13 protein-coding genes and 2 pseudogenes are annotated in these 16,763 nt (G+C 64.9%); 9 read left to right on the forward strand and 6 right to left on the reverse strand.

Going from position 1 to position 16,763, the window contains the following annotated elements:
- Positions 1 to 51 precede the first annotated feature (51 nt).
- Genes ACX0GZ_RS13165 through ACX0GZ_RS13190 form a run of 6 tightly spaced genes read left to right on the forward strand, consistent with a single transcriptional unit; the run spans position 52 to position 6,216 of the window.
- Positions 52 to 1,356, forward strand: coding sequence for an MFS transporter (locus ACX0GZ_RS13165; protein ID WP_458817219.1), 1,305 nt, complete (start codon positions 52 to 54; stop codon positions 1,354 to 1,356).
- Positions 1,353 to 2,261: a hydroxypyruvate isomerase family protein gene (locus tag ACX0GZ_RS13170; RefSeq protein ID WP_458817158.1), complete on the forward strand. Its 909-nt coding sequence runs from the start codon at positions 1,353 to 1,355 to the stop codon at positions 2,259 to 2,261. The genes ACX0GZ_RS13165 and ACX0GZ_RS13170 overlap by 4 nt, the downstream gene beginning before the upstream one ends.
- A gap of 14 nt (positions 2,262 to 2,275) precedes the next feature.
- The gene (locus tag ACX0GZ_RS13175; RefSeq protein ID WP_458817159.1) at positions 2,276 to 3,118 is read left to right on the forward strand and encodes a 3-keto-disaccharide hydrolase; all 843 of its coding nucleotides are present in this window, start codon (positions 2,276 to 2,278) and stop codon (positions 3,116 to 3,118) included.
- A complete protein-coding gene (locus tag ACX0GZ_RS13180; protein WP_458817220.1) occupies positions 3,118 to 3,675 on the forward strand; it encodes a gluconate 2-dehydrogenase subunit 3 family protein in 558 nt (185 codons plus the stop codon). Before ACX0GZ_RS13175 ends, ACX0GZ_RS13180 begins: the two co-directional genes overlap by 1 nt.
- On the forward strand, positions 3,672 to 4,508 hold the full coding sequence (locus ACX0GZ_RS13185; protein WP_458817160.1) for a sugar phosphate isomerase/epimerase family protein: 837 nt from the start codon (positions 3,672 to 3,674) through the stop codon (positions 4,506 to 4,508). The genes ACX0GZ_RS13180 and ACX0GZ_RS13185 overlap by 4 nt, the downstream gene beginning before the upstream one ends.
- A 25-nt stretch (positions 4,509 to 4,533) precedes the next feature.
- Entirely contained in the window at positions 4,534 to 6,216 is a 1,683-nt protein-coding gene (locus ACX0GZ_RS13190) for a GMC oxidoreductase (RefSeq protein WP_458817161.1), read from the forward strand.
- A 139-nt stretch (positions 6,217 to 6,355) separates the two neighbouring features.
- Here ACX0GZ_RS13190 and ACX0GZ_RS13195 read toward each other — a convergent pair whose 3' ends face one another.
- The 4 genes from ACX0GZ_RS13195 to ACX0GZ_RS13210 all read right to left on the reverse strand — a co-directional run bounded on the left by ACX0GZ_RS13195 (position 6,356) and on the right by ACX0GZ_RS13210 (position 10,465).
- Entirely contained in the window at positions 6,356 to 7,069 is a 714-nt protein-coding gene (locus tag ACX0GZ_RS13195) for an RES family NAD+ phosphorylase (RefSeq protein ID WP_458817162.1), read from the reverse strand.
- Complete coding sequence (locus ACX0GZ_RS13200; RefSeq protein ID WP_458817163.1) at positions 7,041 to 7,418, reverse strand: antitoxin Xre-like helix-turn-helix domain-containing protein; 378 nt, start codon at positions 7,416 to 7,418, stop codon at positions 7,041 to 7,043. The genes ACX0GZ_RS13195 and ACX0GZ_RS13200 overlap by 29 nt, the downstream gene beginning before the upstream one ends.
- Positions 7,419 to 7,536: 118 nt before the next feature.
- Positions 7,537 to 9,186 (reverse strand): MFS transporter, encoded by a 1,650-nt coding sequence (locus tag ACX0GZ_RS13205; RefSeq protein WP_458817164.1) that lies wholly within the window; start codon positions 9,184 to 9,186, stop codon positions 7,537 to 7,539.
- A gap of 61 nt (positions 9,187 to 9,247) precedes the next feature.
- Positions 9,248 to 10,465, reverse strand: a complete 1,218-nt coding sequence (locus ACX0GZ_RS13210; protein WP_458817165.1) for an NAD(P)/FAD-dependent oxidoreductase — start codon at positions 10,463 to 10,465, stop codon at positions 9,248 to 9,250.
- Between the two features lie 224 nt (positions 10,466 to 10,689).
- Between ACX0GZ_RS13210 and ACX0GZ_RS13215 the strand changes: the two are divergent.
- Positions 10,690 to 11,710: pseudogene (locus tag ACX0GZ_RS13215) on the forward strand (LacI family DNA-binding transcriptional regulator).
- Between the two features lie 224 nt (positions 11,711 to 11,934).
- Here the strand turns inward: ACX0GZ_RS13215 and ACX0GZ_RS13220 are convergent.
- Positions 11,935 to 13,509 carry an aldehyde dehydrogenase (NADP(+)) gene (locus ACX0GZ_RS13220; protein ID WP_458817166.1) on the reverse strand — a complete coding sequence of 525 codons (1,575 nt, stop codon included), beginning with the start codon at positions 13,507 to 13,509 and terminating at the stop codon, positions 11,935 to 11,937.
- A gap of 27 nt (positions 13,510 to 13,536) precedes the next feature.
- A pseudogene (locus ACX0GZ_RS13225) lies at positions 13,537 to 15,635 on the reverse strand (alpha-glucuronidase family glycosyl hydrolase).
- 358 nt (positions 15,636 to 15,993) lie between these two features.
- On the opposite strand from ACX0GZ_RS13225, the gene ACX0GZ_RS13230 reads away from it, so the two are divergent.
- Entirely contained in the window at positions 15,994 to 16,143 is a 150-nt protein-coding gene (locus ACX0GZ_RS13230) for a hypothetical protein (RefSeq protein ID WP_458817167.1), read from the forward strand.
- A gap of 232 nt (positions 16,144 to 16,375) precedes the next feature.
- Positions 16,376 to 16,741: an LUD domain-containing protein gene (locus ACX0GZ_RS13235; RefSeq protein ID WP_458817168.1), complete on the forward strand. Its 366-nt coding sequence runs from the start codon at positions 16,376 to 16,378 to the stop codon at positions 16,739 to 16,741.
- Positions 16,742 to 16,763: the final 22 nt, after the last annotated feature.

The following is a 16,763-nucleotide window of genomic DNA, read 5'->3' on the forward strand; positions in this document are numbered from 1 at the left end:
AGCAGCTTGGGCAAGTATAAGACGAAAGCGGGAGGGGTAGCCGTGGAAACGATGGGGCTGAACAAGAGCAGGCTGTTCTGGCTGGCGGTGCTGGCGCTGTTCACGGCCGCGGCCAGCGCCGCGATCCGTGCGGCGATCGCGAGCAGCTTGAAGGCCGAATGGATCGATCCCATCGCGCCCATCGAAGCGGGCGAACTGATCGGCGCGGCGCTCGGCTCGGCCTTTCTCGGCTTCGCGGTCACCGTATTCGTGACCAGCGCCTTCATCGACCAGATCGGGATGCGGAGGATGCTGCTCGGTTGCGGTCTCAGCTTCGTTCTGGGTACCGGCATGATCGTCGGCGCGGGCACGGTTGCCACCGGCATGAACATCTACACGCTGGTGTGGCTCGGCATGTTGATGAGCGGAATCGGCTGGGGCCTCGCCGAAGCAGCGATCAACCCACTGACTGCGCAGCTTTATCCCGACGACATGACCCACCGGTTGAACGTGCTCCATGCCTGGTATCCGGGCGGGCTGATCGTCGGCGGGCTTGCCGGGTTCTTCCTGTCCACCACCTTGTCGTGGCAGGGGATCATGGCGCTGGTGTTCATCCCGGCGATCCTGGTCATCGTCATCGCCGCGACCACGCGCTTCCCGCCGCCGCTCGCCAGCGAAACCGGCACGACCTTCGGCGAGATGATTACCGAGGTGTTCCGCCGCCCCAGCTTCTTCATCTGGTTCGGCGCGATGTTCCTGACCGCCGCGTCGGAACTGGCGCCCGGCCAGTGGATCGATGTGGCGCTGTCGAACCGCGTCGGCATGCGCGGCATCCTGCTGCTCGTCTATGTCAGCGCATTGATGTTCGTGTTCCGCCATTTCGCGGGCAAGCTGGCGCATGTTCTGTCGAACCCCGGCCTGCTCTGGGTGTCGAGCCTGCTCGCCGCGATCGGCCTCTACATGCTGTCGCAGGCGCAATCACCGGTGGCGGCGATTGTCGCGGCAACCGTCTGGGGGCTGGGCGTGTGCGTGATGTGGCCGACGATGCTGGCATCGGTGTCCGAACGCTATCCGCGCGGCGGCCCCTGGGCGCTCGGGCTGATCGGATCGGCGGGGGCATTGTCGATCTTCTTCGTCCTGCCGCAGTTGGGCGCGATGTTCGACACCGCAAAGGTCGAATTCGCAGGCGGTCCCGCCGCGTTCGAAGCGCTGACCGGCGAAGCGCTGCGCCAGGTCGAGGATGCCGCCGCGTCGCTGTCGTTCCAGCGGCTTGCGCTGGTGCCGCTGGTGCTGCTGGTCGTGTTCGGGGTGCTGTGGCTCGCCGACCGGCGCAAGGGCACGCCACCGGCGGCGGCCGCATCGGAAGCAGCGGAATGAAGCTTTCGCGGCGATCGGTGATGGCGGCGGGGGTCGTCGGCGTCGGAGTGGTCGGCCTGTCCGGCATGGCCCCCGCGCAGGTCCGCCAGCCCTTTTCCCTCGGCTATGCTCCGCACGAAGGCAGCTTCAGAAGCCGCGGCAATCTGATCGAGCAGATCGCCTATGCCGCCGACCAGGGCTTTCGCGCGTGGGAGGACAATGGCGCGCGCGACCGCTCGGTCGCAGAACAAAATGCGATGGCCAAGGCGCTTTCGAGCCGAAGCATGACGATGGGCGTGTTCGTCGCATCGATGCCGCAATGGGCCGATTTCCGACCATTGCTCGGCGGCAACGACGATGCCCCGCGCGAAGCGTTTCTGGCCGACATCCGATCTTCGGTGGAGGTCGCCAAGCGGCTGAACGCCAAATGGGCGACGGTCGTCCCCGGCTTCATGGACCGCAAATTACCGGTCGATATCCAAACCGGGCGAGTCATCGACGTGATGCGCCGCGCCGCCGAAGTCTACGAACCCCATGGCTTGGTCATGGTGATGGAGCCGCTGAATACGCTGGTCAATCATCCCGGCGTATTTCTCCAGACTATCCCCCAGGGCTATGCCATCGCCCGCGCCGTCAACAGCCCGGCAGTCAAAGTGCTGGCCGACGTCTATCACGAACAGATTCAGGCCGGAAACCTGATCAACACGCTGGACGCGTGCTGGGGCGAAATTGGCTATATCCAGTTCGGCGACAATCCGGGGCGCAAGGAACCCGGCACCGGCGAAATCAACTATCACAACATCGTGCGCTGGCTGCGCGCGCGCAAATTCGCCGGGGTCATCGGCATGGAACATGGCAATTCGGTCGATGGCCGCGCAGGCGAGGATCGGCTGATCGCCGCTTATTGCGACATCGACCGGGCATGAAGGGTCAATTGAACGTGAAGATCGTTGCACAAATGACGGTAATCGCAGGCGTCGGCATGCTCGCGACCGCGAGTCTCGCGCAGCCGCAGGAAGCGCAGGACCGCCCCGGCTTCCGCGACACCCCCACCCTGCCCGGCACAACGTGGAAGGTTCACGACGCCGACCGCCCGCATCCGCAGGTCATCACGCCCGGCGCCACGCCGGGCGCACCTCCTTCGGATGCGGTGATCCTCTTCGACGGCAAGTCGATGGACGGCTGGACGCCGACCGGCAAGGTATGGACGCTGGCCGACGGCGCGATGACCGTGCCGGTGCGCAAAGAGGGCGAAGACGCCAGCACGCTCGTCAGCAAGGAGCGCTTCGGCGACGTCCAGCTTCACCTGGAATTCCGCTCCCCCAACCCGCCGACCCGCACCTCGCAGGATCGCGGCAACAGCGGCGTGTGGTTCATGGAACGCTACGAGGTTCAGATCCTCGACGGCAGCAACAACCCGACCTATGCCGACGGCACCGTCGGCGCGATCTATGGATCGACCCCGCCGCTGGTGAACGCATCCCGCGCGCCGGGCGAATGGCAAAGCTACGACATCATCTTCGAACGCCCGCATTTCGCCGCCGACGGATCGGTGACGCGCCCTGCCTATGTCACCGTCTTGCTCAACGGCGTGCTGGTGCAGAACCGCCAGCCATTTACCGGATCGACCGTCTGGCGACAGCTCGCCAAATATGAAGCGCATGGCGACGCCGAACCGATCGCGCTGCAGGATCACGACTCGCCCGTATCGTTCCGCAACATCTGGGTCCGCCGCCTGCCAGAAGCGGCCCGAAGCCATGACGCCCAAGGAGCCGCACGATGATCATCGACCGCAGAAACGCGCTGGCGGGCATCGCCGCGATGTTCGGTGCTGGGCTGTTCGCGCCGATCGCGCGCGCCGCGGGCGTACAGGTCGCCGCGATCAACACCGGGCCGCCATCGGCCGCGGTGTTCAACGCGAACCAGCGCGCGCTGGTGACGGCGCTCAGCGAGCGCGTGATCCCGACCACCGACACGCCGGGCGCGATCGCCGCGGAAGTCCCCGTCTTCATCGAAAAACTGCTCGCCGACTGGGCCAGCCCGGAGGACAAGGCACCGATCCTCGCCGGGCTCGACGCGATCGAGGCGCGCAGCAGGCAGGACTACCGTGTAGCCGCCGCGAAGGCGACGCCCGAACAACAGGACGCGCTGCTGACGCTGGCGATGAACAACGGGCTGCCCGGCGGAAATGACTTTTTCGAGAAATTCCGCCAACTCGTCATCACCGGTTACTACACGTCCGAAATCGGCATCACCCAGGAACGCGAATATCTGCCGGTGCCGGGCGATTATGACGGCGCCTTCCTCTATTCGAACGTCAACAAGGTCTATTCGTCATGAATATCGATCGACGTCACCTGCTGGTGGCTGGCGCTGCCTTGGTCACGGCCTGCGCCGCCGGGCCGTTGGTCTCCGCGCAGGGCACGGGCAAGGCAATCGGCCTGCAACTCTACACGGTCCGCAACCTGTTTACCGCCGATCCGATCGCCACGCTCGAGCAAGTCGCGGCAATCGGTTACCGCGAAGTCGAATATGGTGGTGGCGGCTATGAAAAGCTGGACCATGCCGCCCTGCGCCAGGCGATGGACCGACTAGGCCTGAAATCGCCGTCGATCCATGTCGGCTACGACATGCTGGCGAATGATTTCGCCGCGACGGTAAAGATGGCGCGCACGCTTGGCGCGGATACCGTCATCGTGCCCTATATGGACGAAAAGCAACGCGCGCCGGACGCCTGGCGCAGCGCGATCGACGGGTTCAACCGCTTTGCCGCCGAATTGCAGAAAGCGGGACTGGGCTTTGCCTATCACAACCATGATTTCGAATTTACGGAGATGGTCGGCGACCAGAGCCTGTTCGATCTCCTGATCGCCAGGCGCAGCCCACTGGTCGGGATTGAACTCGACCTGTTCTGGACCGTGAAGGCCGGCATCGACCCCAAGGCGCTGATCCGGCGTCTCGCGGGCCAGATCTATGCCTATCACGTCAAGGACATGACCGCGGGCGGCGACATGACCAGCGTCGGCAAGGGAACGATCGATTTTGCCGATATCTTCACGCTCAACGATGTGGCGGGCGTGACGCATTTCTACGTCGAGAACGACCAGTCCCCGGCCCCCTATCTGCCCGACATCACCACCAGTTTCCAGGCGCTCAGCCGCATCGGCGTCTGATCGACCTACGCAAGGATCATTTCAAATGTCAGCGACCGACACATTCGATGCGATCGTCATCGGCTCCGGCGTCAGCGGGGGCTGGGCGGCGAAGGAATTGACCGAAAAAGGCCTCCGCGTCCTGATGCTCGACCGCGGCGTGATGGTCGAGCATGGCGAGGATTATGATTTCGACGGCAAGGCGGCCTATGAAATTCCCGCACGCGACATGATGCCCAAGCCGCTGATCGACAGCGATTATTTCATCGCCACGCATGGCTATGTCTCGCCCAGCAGCCAGAAATTCTACAACAATGACCGACTGAACCCTTACGCCTATGGCGAGGGCGACAAATTCTACTGGATCCGCCCCGGCGCGGTGGGCGGCAAATCGCTGATCTGGGGACGCTGGTCGTTCCGCTGGGCGCCTGAGGATTTCGAAGCCAACAAGCGCGAGAATGTCGGCGGCGACTGGCCCATCCGATATGACGACGTTGCGCCGTGGTACAGCTATGTCGAGAAATATATCGGCGTATCGGGCAGCCGCGAGAACCTGCCCCAGTTGCCCGACAGCGAGTTCATGCCGCCCGTGCCGATGAACATCGCCGAGAAATGGCTGAAGGAACGGCTGGAGGCGACGTCGCCGGGACGCAAGCTGATCAACAGCCGGTTGTCGAACATTACCGAGGACAAGCCCGAACAGGGTCGGTCCAAATGCCAGAACCGCTCGCAATGCAGCCGCGGCTGTTCGTTCGGTTCCTATTTCTCGACCCAGTCGGTCACCCTTCCCGCCGCGCGTGCCACGAACCGGCTGACGCTGCGTTCGGACGCGGTCGTCACCAACCTCGAATATGACGCGCAGCGCAAACGCGTGACCGGGGTGCGCGTGGTCGATACCAAGACCAAACAGGCCGAGATCATCCCCGCGCGGCTGGTGTTCCTGTGCGCGTCGGCGATGGCATCGACCCAAATCCTGCTCAATTCGCGGCCCGCAGGCGCAGGCCGCAGCTATTTCGACACCAGCGGTACGCTCGGCCGCTATGTCATGGACCATATCTTCCGCGTCCATATCTCCGGCGACATCGCGGGAATGACCGACTATATCGAATATGGCCGTCGTCCCGGCGGCATCTATATCCCCCGGTTCCGCAATGTCGGCGGCGATGAAGGGATCGGGTTCAAACGCGGGTACGGCTATCAGGGCAGCGCCTATCGCAGCGCCGCCTATCCGGTCGGGTTCGGCGCCTCGATGAAGCACGGCATGCGCCAATATGCGCCGTGGCAATTCGGGATGATGGCGTTCGGCGAATGCCTGCCTTACGAGGACAACCGCATCTCGCTCCATCCCGACAAGGTCGATCGGTTCGGGATGCCGCAGGCTCAGTTCAACGTCACGTTCCGCGATAATGAAATCAAGATGATGGACGATGCCCGGACCGAGGGCGAAGCGATGCTTCGTCGCGCCGGGCTTCAGAATGTGAAGAGCGAACGGAAGGAACATATCCCCGGCGACGCGATCCACGAAATGGGCGGCGCGCGCATGGGCGCCGATCCGCGTCAGTCGGTGCTCAACAAATGGAGCCAAGCGCACGACGCCGCCAATCTGTTCGTCACCGATGGCGCGCAGATGGCGTCGGTATCGTGCGTCAATCCGTCGATCACCTTCATGGCGTTGACTGCTCGTGCCGCGGATTACGCGGCTAAGCAGTTGAAGGCGGGCAAGGTCTGATCGGGCGTCGACGGTAATGAGCAACGCCTTACCCCATCCGTCATTGCGAGCGTAGCGAAGCAATCCAGGGGCGGCATATGCGGCGTTCTGGATTGCTTCGCTTCGCTCGCAATGACGACCCCGCCCGAGGTGTCTCGACCTAACCCAGTCCCATTGCGCTCCGGTCAAGTCGGATCGCGTGAGTGCTCATCTCGCGCGTCGCCACCAGCCCGATCGCCGTGGCGATAAACGCCCAGCTCGAATGCGGCTTGGGCGGCGGGATCAGCGCCGCCGGGTCGAGCATCGCGACGTTGATCCCATTATCGCGGCGTGCGGACGGCGCTCGGATCGCCGCCACCTCAGCCGCGCGTGCCTCCGCGGCCAGCGCCTGGGTTTCCGCATAGTCGGTCGGATGAATCCATCGCTCGGACTTCTCCGAAAATGCGCCTCGGGTCAGGTCGATGGTGCGGTCCGCCATCACCTTGACCGCGAAGGCCGACATCGGCGTCGGGGTTGTCGGCAGTACGAAACCCGGCGACCGCGAAAACGCGACCAGTCGCCAATATCCGGCTTCGGTCACCGCGGTCTCGACATCCTCGCTGGCATAGAAAATGCCCGGCAGCACCTCAGGCGCGCGAAATCGCGATGGCCGCCCCAGCCCGTATCGGAACGGCGACGCCAGCAGCCACGGCAGCGCGCGGGCGCTTTTGGGAAGCGCGGGCTTTACTTGATCGGCCAGCGCCTCGAGCAGCGCCTGATCCTCGGCATTGGCCGCCAGGCGGTTGGTCGAGATGCGGTGTTGCGCCTCGACGACGCGGATAACACGCCCCGAATAGCCGCCGATGTCAGACGCGAGCGCGAAGCGCGTCGACATAGTCGCCGGTCCTGAGCAATCCCTGGACGCTCGGCAACAGATCGATCGGTCGCGCACCCAGGTCGAGATTGGGGGCCGTCAGCCACGACCGCGCCGAATGGTCGTCCTGCCCCAGCCAGCTGTCGAGCGAACGGAACAGGCGGAGCAGATGCTGCCCCAGCTCGAACGGCTTGCTGCCCGGTTCCAGCCGATAGCTGCCGCTGCGCAGGCGCGAAACCGTCGGCGCCGACAGTCCCAGGATCGTACCCAGCCGCGCATTCGACAAGCCCCACAGGTCGGCGATCCGCGAAATCGCCTCGCTCAAAACGCGCGCCGCGTTAGCGCTGGATAGGGACGCTCGGCTAGCCATAAGTCTTTGGAACGATAATAGTCCGTCCTGTTCCATTGAACAAGAGAATTGACGTTGGCTTAGGCAACCCATCTTTCCTGCAAGGCCCATTTAGTGCGTCAATTGAACGTGTCGGCGGTCAGCTCTGCCGCGCCGTGTCCGTCATCGGATCGGCCAGTTCGCGCGGAGTCGCGTCGCGCACGCCGGGCAGCGTGCTGGTCTGGCGTTCGATCATCCGATGGACGACCGGTTTGGCTGGCCCGCCATGCAGCGCCAGAATGTCGAGCGTGTTCTGCGCATCCTCGAACGTTCGGCGCTGGTTGTGGCGGACATAATCGAGCCAGGTCGCGACGTGATAGCGTTCGACCCACAGATCGCTCTCGCCCAGGTCGCGCAGCAGCGTCCAGTGCCGCGCTCCGTCGCGCCTGCGGATGCGCCTGCGTTCGTGCATCACGTTCAGAAAGCGCGGGATGTTGTCCGTCGCGATACGATATTCGATCGTCACCACCACCGGGCCGCTGCGGTCGTCGACCGACACCGCCGTCTCCGGTTCCGACCATTCGCGCAGCGCCAGGTTCAGGTCGCGCGCAATCGGAAGCGGCAGGATGTAACCCGACAGGATCGTCAGCGCCTGCACTGCTGCCGCCGCGAACAGGCTGATCTGAACGCCTTCAGCGTCAGCGATGGCACCGAACAACACCGCCCCGCTGGCCATCCCGCCGAACGCCGCCATCTGGTACAGCGACAAGGCGCGCGCGACGACCCAGCGCGGCGCCGACAGCTGCACCGTCACGTTGAACGTGGACAGCGCCAGCACCCATCCCCCACCGGCAAGCGCCAATGCCGGGATCGTCAGCCACAGGGTCGCGCTGACGCCCATCAGGACCGTGCCGATCGCCAGCGCGGCGGCAGCGGCGCGGACGATCGCTTCCACGCTCACCCGGTCGCGCAGGCGGCGCACCATCAGACCGCCGCCCACCGCACCGATTCCAAATGCCCCGAGCAGCAGGCCATAGGTCAGCGAATTGCCGACGATCACGTCGCGCGCCACCAGCGGCATCATCGCCGGGACCGCGCTGGCACCAACGCCGAAAATCAACGCGCGCGCCAGCACCGTTCGAATATCGGGCGACATCGCCACATAGCGTACGCCTGCGGTCATCGCATGACCCAGCGGCTCGCGCGGCAGGACGCGTTCGGGATGGTTGGGCTTCCACCGCGTCAACACCGCGATCAATCCGACATAGCTGACCGCATTGACCACGAACGCCGCCGCCGCGCCCGCCGCAGCGACGATCGCGCCGCCGATTGCCGGACCGACGCTGCGCGCTATGTTGAACCCCATCGAATTGAGCGCCACCGCCCCCGGCAATGCGGGGCGCGGCACCATATCGCCCACCGATGCCTGCCATGCAGGCCCGTTCATCGCCGCGCCGCAACCGATCAGAAAGGTGAACACCAGCAGCAGCCAGGGCGAAATCCACCCGGCAAAGGTGACGACCGCCAGCGCCACCGATACCGCGAGCATGAAGCCCTGCGCAGCCAGCATCACGCGCCTGCGATCCAGATTGTCGGCGACCGCGCCCGACCACAAAGACAGCAGCAGGATCGGCAGCGCCGTCGATGCCTGGACCAGCGCCACCATCTGCGACGACGGGGTCAGCGAAGTCATCAGCCACGACGCGCCGACCGACTGGATCAGCCCGCCGAAATTCGACGCCATGCTCGCGATCCACACCGCCCGAAACACGGGGACGGACAGCGGCGAAGGCGGATCGGTCTCGGCCATGCCCGCCCAGATGCGCGCTCGCGCCGCCGATGCCAAGCGCCGATGCTGGGGCTGGCGGCGCCTAAGCGAGCGTTTTGAGCGGAATAGCGGGATCGGCAAGCAACGCCGCATCGACGATCGCCCCATCGGCGACCAGCTTGCGACCCTGCACATAATCCTTGACCATGTTCACGCAGTCGAGCGCGATGACGCGGCCCTGTTTGCGGTACACGACGGAAAAGCTGCGCGTCGCCGGATCGCCGCGCGTGATCGCTTCGTCATGGCCCGACGACAGTCCGACGGTTTGCAGCTTCAGATCATATTGGTTCGACCAGAACCACGGCACCGCGTCGTAATGCGTGTCGATCCCTAGGATGGTCTTTGCCGCGACCGCCGCCTGGTCGGTCGCGTTCTGCACCGATTCCAGCCGAATTCGCGAGCCGCCCGCGTAGTGGTTGGCGTGCTCGGCGCAGTCGCCGATCGCAAACACATCGGCGAGCGACGTCCGGCACTGGCCATCCACCGCGACACCATTGGTGCCCTCGGCACCCGCGGCGAGCAATGGATCGACCGCGGGGACGATCCCGATACCGACGATCACCATGTCGGCGGCGACCTCTACGCCATCGGCAAACCGGATGCCCGTTGCCGAGGTCGTGCCGGTGATGCGATCGACGCCGACGCCCAGCCGGATATCGACGCCGTGCGCGCGGTGCTCGTCCTCGAAAAAGCGCGACAATACCGGCCCGGCAACCCGCGCCAGCACGCGGTCCAGTGCCTCGACCAGCACCACTTCGCGCCCCAGCTTGGCAAGCACCGCCGCCGCTTCCAGCCCGATATAGCCGCCGCCGACGATCGCCACGCGCCGCACATCGGGCAACGCCGCCATGATCGCATCGACATCGGCTCGGGTGCGAACATGATGCACGCCGGCCAGCGCCGCGCCCTCGCACGTCAGACGCCGGGCATCGCCGCCCGCCGCCCAGACCAGCGTATCGTAGTCGAACGCTTCCCCATCATCCGACCAGACCCCGTGCTTACCGGAATCGACCCGGACGATCCGGGTGGACGGCAGAAACGCGATCTCGCGCTCCGCCCAGAAGGACGGCGGACGGATCAACAGCCGCTCGAAGCTCTTGTCGCCGCTGAGGTATTCCTTCGACAAGGGCGGGCGTTCATAGGGAAGGTCCGCTTCCACGCCGATCACCCGGATCGGGTCGGCATAGCCGCCCTGCCGCAACGCAATCGCGCACGCCGCCCCCGCATGGCCCGCGCCGACGATAACGACGCCGGACGTCATTGGACCACCTTGTGAAGCGCCAAGGAGCAGGCGTGCGGATCAACCATGCCGCCGATCTCGATTACTACGCGCTCGACGTCAACGGGCCAGTGGCAGGTCGATCCGCAATTAAGGCCCGTGCATCACCAAGCCGGGGAATGTCGGGTGCAGTCAGCGCCTTGCGATCAACACCGCGCGATTGCCAAGCGGACGCGGCCTCCATATCCGTGTGCCAGGAGATTTGAATGAGCCGATCGACGCGAAGGGGTCAGGGTAGCGCAACCGTTCAGGACGTGGCGCGCGAAGCCGGGGTGTCGGCGATGACCGTCTCGCGCGTCGTCAATGGCGGATCGAACGTCCGCGAAGCGACACGCAAGTCCGTGCTCGATGCCATCGAAAAGCTGCGTTACCGGCCCAATGCCGCGGCACGAACGCTGGCAGCGGGCGAGGCAACCCAGATCGGCCTGCTTTATTCCAACCCCTCCGCCGCCTATCTCAGCCAATTTGTGATCGGCGCGTTGGAAGGTGCGCGGCGCGCGGGCGCGCATCTGGTGCTGGAGCCCTGCGAAGGCGACAGCGCGGACGAACAGGCGGAAGCGACGCGGCAATTTGCAGGCGCGGACGTTCAGGGCGTGATCCTGCCCCCGCCCCTGTCCGAATCCGCACCGGTCCAGGCCGAACTAGCGGCGGCTGGGATCCCCTGCGTCGCGATCGCGATGGGGCGGCGCGGCCCCGGCACGCTCAACGTGCGGATCGACGACTACGAAGCAGCACTCGCGATGACCCGTCACCTGATCGACCTCGGCCACCGCGACATCGCGTTCATCAAGGGCCATCCCAATCAGGTGGCGAGTGCCGAGCGCTATCGCGGTTTCGTCGCCGCGATGGAAGGCGCGGGCATCGATCTGGGCGCGCTTCGCGTCGAACAGGGCTATTTCACCTATCGATCGGGGATCGTCGCCGCCGAGCGAATCCTCTCGGACGCGAACCGACCGAGCGCCATCTTTGCATCGAACGACGATATGGCTGCCGCTGCCATCGGCGTCGCGCATCGTCGGGTTCGACGACACCGCGCTCGCCACCAATGTCTGGCCAGAACTCACCACCATTCGCCAGCCGATCGCCGACATGGCCGAAACCGCGGTCGCCATGCTGTTGACCCGACTGCGCACCCGCACCGACGATGCCGAGGAAGAGGCCGATCGCGTGTTGCCGCATGAATTGGTGATCCGCGAATCCTGCGCGCCGCCACGGACCGACGGATGATTGGCAGGTCAATCGCGCGATCGGAAAGCACAAGCTCTAACGCGGCTCTAGAGTTGTCGTCGAATGCCCAGACTGCGCTCGACGCGGGAGATGATGACTGACCTTCCGTCGCCTACATCGCAACTGCGCCCAACGCGATCACGCGAGTACAGAGCGATGGCTCTCTCAAGCGGCATAACACTCTCTGTTCTTGGCTACAAAAGACCTGGTCATGAGATGCTCAATCAGAGCTGCCATGCCCCGTCAATACGCGCCAGCGCGCCGCCCTGGCCACCGTCGCGCAGCGCGTCGGGCAGCAGGCCTTCGGGCAAGTCCTGATAGGCGACCGGTCGCAGGAAGCGGTCGATCGCCAGCGTTCCGACCGAGGTCGAGCGTCCGTCCGATGTTGCTGGGTACGGACCGCCATGCACCATCGCATGGGTCACTTCGACCCCCGTCGGCCAACCATTGGCAATGATGCGGCCGACCGTACGTTCGAGCACGGGAAGCAGCCGGCGTGCAGCGTCGTGATCGCCCGGATCGACCTGAAGCGTCGCGGTCAATTGGCCTTCCAGCTCGTTCAGCACGCCGACCAGCTCGTCAAGATCGGCACAGCGCACGACCACCGACGACGCGCCGAACACCTCGTGCAGATGTGCCGGATCGGCAAGGAAATCCTTGCCCGCGACGCTGAACAGCGCGGCGCGTCCTTGCGTCGGACCGGCAGGCTCGGCGCCTTCGGCAATGCGGGTGACGAACGGGCTGCCCGCCAGCTTCGCCTTGCCGCTTTCATAGGCGTCGTAAATCCCCTCGGTCAGCATCACCTGCGCGGCCTGGCCCGACAGCACTTCGCCTGCGCGCGCGACGAAGGCTTCGAGATCGGAACCGTCGATGCCCATCACCAAGCCCGGATTGGTGCAGAATTGCCCGGCACCCATCGACAGCGACGCGACATAGGCCTCCGCCAGCGCCGCCCCACGCGCCCTCAATGCTTCGGGCAGCAGGATGACCGGATTGATCGCCGACATTTCGGCATAGACCGGGATCGGGCGCGGCCGCGCGGCGGCGATCTTCATCAGCGCCTCGCCGCCGCCACGCGACCCGGTGAAGCCGACCGCCTGGATGCGCGGATCGGCGACCAGCGCTTCGCCCACCCGGCGCGAGGTGCCATTGACGAGGCTGAACACCCCCTTGGGCATTCCCGTCTTTTCGACCGCGCGTTCGATCGCGGTGGCGATCAGTTCGGCGGTGCCGGGATGCGCGCGGTGCCCCTTCATCACCACCGGGCAACCGGCGGCAAACGCGGCGGCGGTGTCGCCGCCTGCGGTCGAGAACGCCAAGGGGAAATTCGAGGCGCCGAACACCGCCACGGGACCGAGCGCGACCATGCGCAGGCGCAGGTCGGGCTTGGGGGGCGTGCGTTCGCGGTCGGCATGGTCGATGCGCAATTTCTGCCACTGGCCGTCGCGGACTTCCTTGGCGAACAGGCGGAGCTGGCCCGCAGTGCGCCCGCGCTCGCCGGTGATACGCGCGATCGGCAGACCGGATTCGCGCGACGCGCGCTGAATCAGTTCGTCGCCCAATCCTTCGATTTCGTCGGCAATCGCCTCCAGAAAGCACGCGCGTTCCTTAAGCGGCGCGGTCGAATAGGGGATGAACGCCGCCTCCGCCGCCGTGCAGGCGTCGGCGACATCGGCCTCGGTCGCGCCGTAAAAGCCCGCCTCGTCGATTTCCGCCCCCGCCGCCGGGTCATAGGCGCGAAAGGTTTCGGCCGACTGGCGGCGTTCGCCACCGATGAACAGGTCGCCGGTCAGGGTCATGAAATGCTCCTTGATTGTGTCGCGCGCTCAGTGATGACCGGGCGCGAACGGAAATTGGATTGCCTTGTAATGCTTTAGGCCGTGCACGGGCGGACGAACCCCCGGCGGCAATGCCCTTCCAGATATGTCTGAGAAATAGGCAAGGCAAGCATCGCGCCACCATGTGGCCTCTTTATGCTGGATCGAAAGGAAGTCGGTGACCTCCTTGTATCGCACCGGATCGACATGGGCTTCGAGCTTCGCCCATTCGACCTGCATCGCCGCGACTTCGGAGACGCCGCGATCGTAGCGCGCAACCAGTTCCTCCCACAGCGTCCGCCCCGACGGCATTCGCTCGTCCCACGATACGCGGTGGAACCAAAGCAGGAATTCCTCGGGCACCGTCTTGCGATTGCCGAACATCCGCGCGACTGGCGGCGCATATTGCGACACCGCGTCCGATCCGCTGCGGGTGCGGTCGAAGCCGATCCCGCCCTTGTCGGCACGGTGATAATAGACCGGGTTCCATTCGGGTCGCTCAAGCTCCGACACCCAGGGCGCCGGGCCGTAATGATGGCCGGTCGCCATCAGATGCCCCAGACCCAGCGGCGTCATGTAATCGACCACCGCCTCGCGCGAGCGCATCATCATCGCCACCGTCGGGGTGACGAAGGCGGGTTCGCGGGTGAAGGTCATCGCCGCCCATTCGGGTGCGATCTGTTCAGAGGACAGGCCGTGATCCCAGGCGAGGCGACCATAGGCATACCAGTTGCCTGATCGAACACCGATCCCGACCAATTCATGTCGCTGCCGATATTGGCAACCCCCGCCATGCCGGTGAGCGCGTGCCCTTCGAGCGAACCATCCACCACGCGCGCGACAGTCGAGCCCCTGCCCTTTGCCATCGTGTCGGCGTCGAGCGCCTCCTCCCACATCGGCTCCAGATAGGCGAGATGGGTTTCGAACCCCAGATACTCCTTGGTGATCTGGAACTCCATCATCAGCGGCGTCTTGGGCATCGCGCCGAACATCGGATGGAAGGGTTCGCGCGGCTGGAAATCGATCGCTCCGTTCTTGACCTGGACCACGACGTTGTCGGCGAACTTGCCGTCCAACGGCTTGAGGTCGTCATAGGCCTGTTTGTGGCGATCGTCGGGATTTTCCTGCTGATAGACGAAGGCGCGCCACATCACGACGACGCCATGCGGTTTGAAGGCGGCGGCGAGCATGTTCGCGCCATCGGCATGGCTGCGCTTGTAATCCTGCGGCCCCGGCTGGCCTTCGCTATTCGCCTTGACAAGAAACCCGCCGGAATCAGGGATCGCGTCATAGATTTCATCGGCCTTTGCCTTCCACCAGGCGGCGACCGCGGGGTCGAGCGGGTCCGCGGTCTTCAGCTTGTCCAGTTCGACCGGTGCCGACCAGCGGGCGGAAAGATAGACCTTGATCCCCTAGGGACGCAGGATGTCGGCCAGCTTCGCCGCCTTGGCGATTTATGCCAGGGTCAGGGTCAGCGCGTTGGCGTTGACGTTGTTGATGACCGTGCCGTTGATTCCGATCGACGCATTGGCGCGTGCATAGTCGGTGTAGCGGGGGTCGGCATAGTCGCCGAGCTTCCACCAATCCCAGATCAACTGACCCGAATAGCCGCCCTCGACCGTGCGATCGAGATTGCCCTAATGGTTGAGCAGGCGCAGAACGACCTTTGGCGCAGAAACGACGTCCAACGTGTCCAGCGACGCACCCGTCCGTATCCGGCGGATCAGGTCGAACGCACCATAAAGCAGACCGATATCGCGGTTGGCCGCAATCACGATCCCCTCGCCGCGGCGGCGGATGACATAGCCTTCATCCCCTACGCGTGTGAGCGGAAGCCCGGCGACTGCCGAAGATCGGTCGCGCGTGGCGAGGGGGACCGGCACGTCGACGCCAAACGCCGCCATCGCGGCCTCCAGTTCGGTCCGGGCAATGCGAACAGTCTCCGACTGGCCCAACGCAATCACCCGTGCGGCATTCACCGAAGTCGGCTGGAATTTGGTGTCGCGATATTGCAGCCACAAGAGATAGGCGTCCTGCGCCGCAGCGGACGGCGCAAGGATCAACAAGGCTGAGGCAATCAAGATCGTTTGAATCGTCGCGGCACGAATCGTGGCGGCGGCAGCTCGAACTGGCGCAACGATACGCACCGCGATTGCCGCTCTCAATCGACCTATCCCATCCATGAAAATGGTAGCGCTATCAGTTTAGAGCGGCGCGATCAATCGCAAAGCGTCGCTTGGGACCGACCGACCCGTTCCTCAAATTTACCATAGTTAGTGATCCTGGAAAATGAGCACATCGATCGGCAAATGCCGCGAGGTGTGCCCCGTCGACATCCCCCTCCCCACCCTGCTGCGCGGCTGGCGCGAAAAAAGCTGGCGCGAGGGTCTGGAGCCAGTTTCGGCGCGTTGGGGGATCGGCCCATGGTCGCGCCTCATTTCGCGCCCCTTGGCCTATCGCAGGGCCGTGAGCGCTGCCAACTGGGCGCTGCGACAGATCGGCAAGCGTTGGTTGCAAACCATCCCGCTCGGCGGTGGCTGGACACGACACCGCGATTTCCCCGCGCCCCAGTCGAGTGCGAGCTTCGTCGAACGTTATTCGAAGGGCGAACGCTGACCGCGCGCGATGCGATCCGCGCCGCTCTCTCCGGTGATGGCGCCAACAGCGACGCTATCGCGCCGCGCGCGTCCGAAATGGTCGCCAATGTCGAGCGCCCTGCCCCTGCCGTTCCGCTCGGCGACGCCTTCGCCGCCGCGCTCGGCAAATCATCGGTCGGCGCGAGTTTCGAAGCCGTCGCCGATGCGTCCGATATCGAGAACGCCATCACCCGTATCTGGCGGAACATGGATTGCCGGCGACCGTCCATCACGCGTCGCCGGGCATCGCTTGGTCGAAAGTCCCCCCTGCCCTCGCCCAGCCCAGCGACGGCGGCGTCGTTATCGCACAGGCCGTGGCGGCAGTGGCCGAGACCAGAACGCTGGTGATCGACACCGGTCCAAATTGCCCTATGCTGCCGCATTTCCTGGCGGTGCATCACATCGTTATCGTCCGCACGAACGATCTCGTCGCGCAGCTGGAGGATATTCCCGAGCCCGCGGCCATCCCGCGCAGTCGCTTCTGGATTACGGGTGTTTCAGGAACGACCGATATCAAAGGGCAATATGTCCGCGGCGCGCACGGGCCGCGCTTCCTGCACGTCATCCTGGTCGGTTGACGCAGCGCATACCTTTATCAGC

This window comes from Sphingomonas aestuarii (assembly GCF_054457155.1).

Bases quoted from the DNA above. Each gene is read 5' to 3' on its own strand.
- ACX0GZ_RS13170 (WP_458817158.1), top strand. From the start codon at position 1,353: ATGAAGCTTTCGCGGCGATCGGTGATGGCGGCGGGGGTCGTCGGCGTC.
- ACX0GZ_RS13205 (WP_458817164.1), bottom strand. From the start codon at position 9,186: ATGGCCGAGACCGATCCGCCTTCGCCGCTGTCCGTCCCCGTGTTTCGG.
- ACX0GZ_RS13195 (WP_458817162.1), bottom strand. From the start codon at position 7,069: ATGTCGACGCGCTTCGCGCTCGCGTCTGACATCGGCGGCTATTCGGGG.
- ACX0GZ_RS13210 (WP_458817165.1), bottom strand. From the start codon at position 10,465: ATGACGTCCGGCGTCGTTATCGTCGGCGCGGGCCATGCGGGGGCGGCG.
- ACX0GZ_RS13185 (WP_458817160.1), top strand. From the start codon at position 3,672: ATGAATATCGATCGACGTCACCTGCTGGTGGCTGGCGCTGCCTTGGTC.
- ACX0GZ_RS13200 (WP_458817163.1), bottom strand. From the start codon at position 7,418: ATGGCTAGCCGAGCGTCCCTATCCAGCGCTAACGCGGCGCGCGTTTTG.
- ACX0GZ_RS13165 (WP_458817219.1), top strand. From the start codon at position 52: ATGGGGCTGAACAAGAGCAGGCTGTTCTGGCTGGCGGTGCTGGCGCTG.
- ACX0GZ_RS13190 (WP_458817161.1), top strand. From the start codon at position 4,534: ATGTCAGCGACCGACACATTCGATGCGATCGTCATCGGCTCCGGCGTC.
- ACX0GZ_RS13220 (WP_458817166.1), bottom strand. From the start codon at position 13,509: ATGACCCTGACCGGCGACCTGTTCATCGGTGGCGAACGCCGCCAGTCG.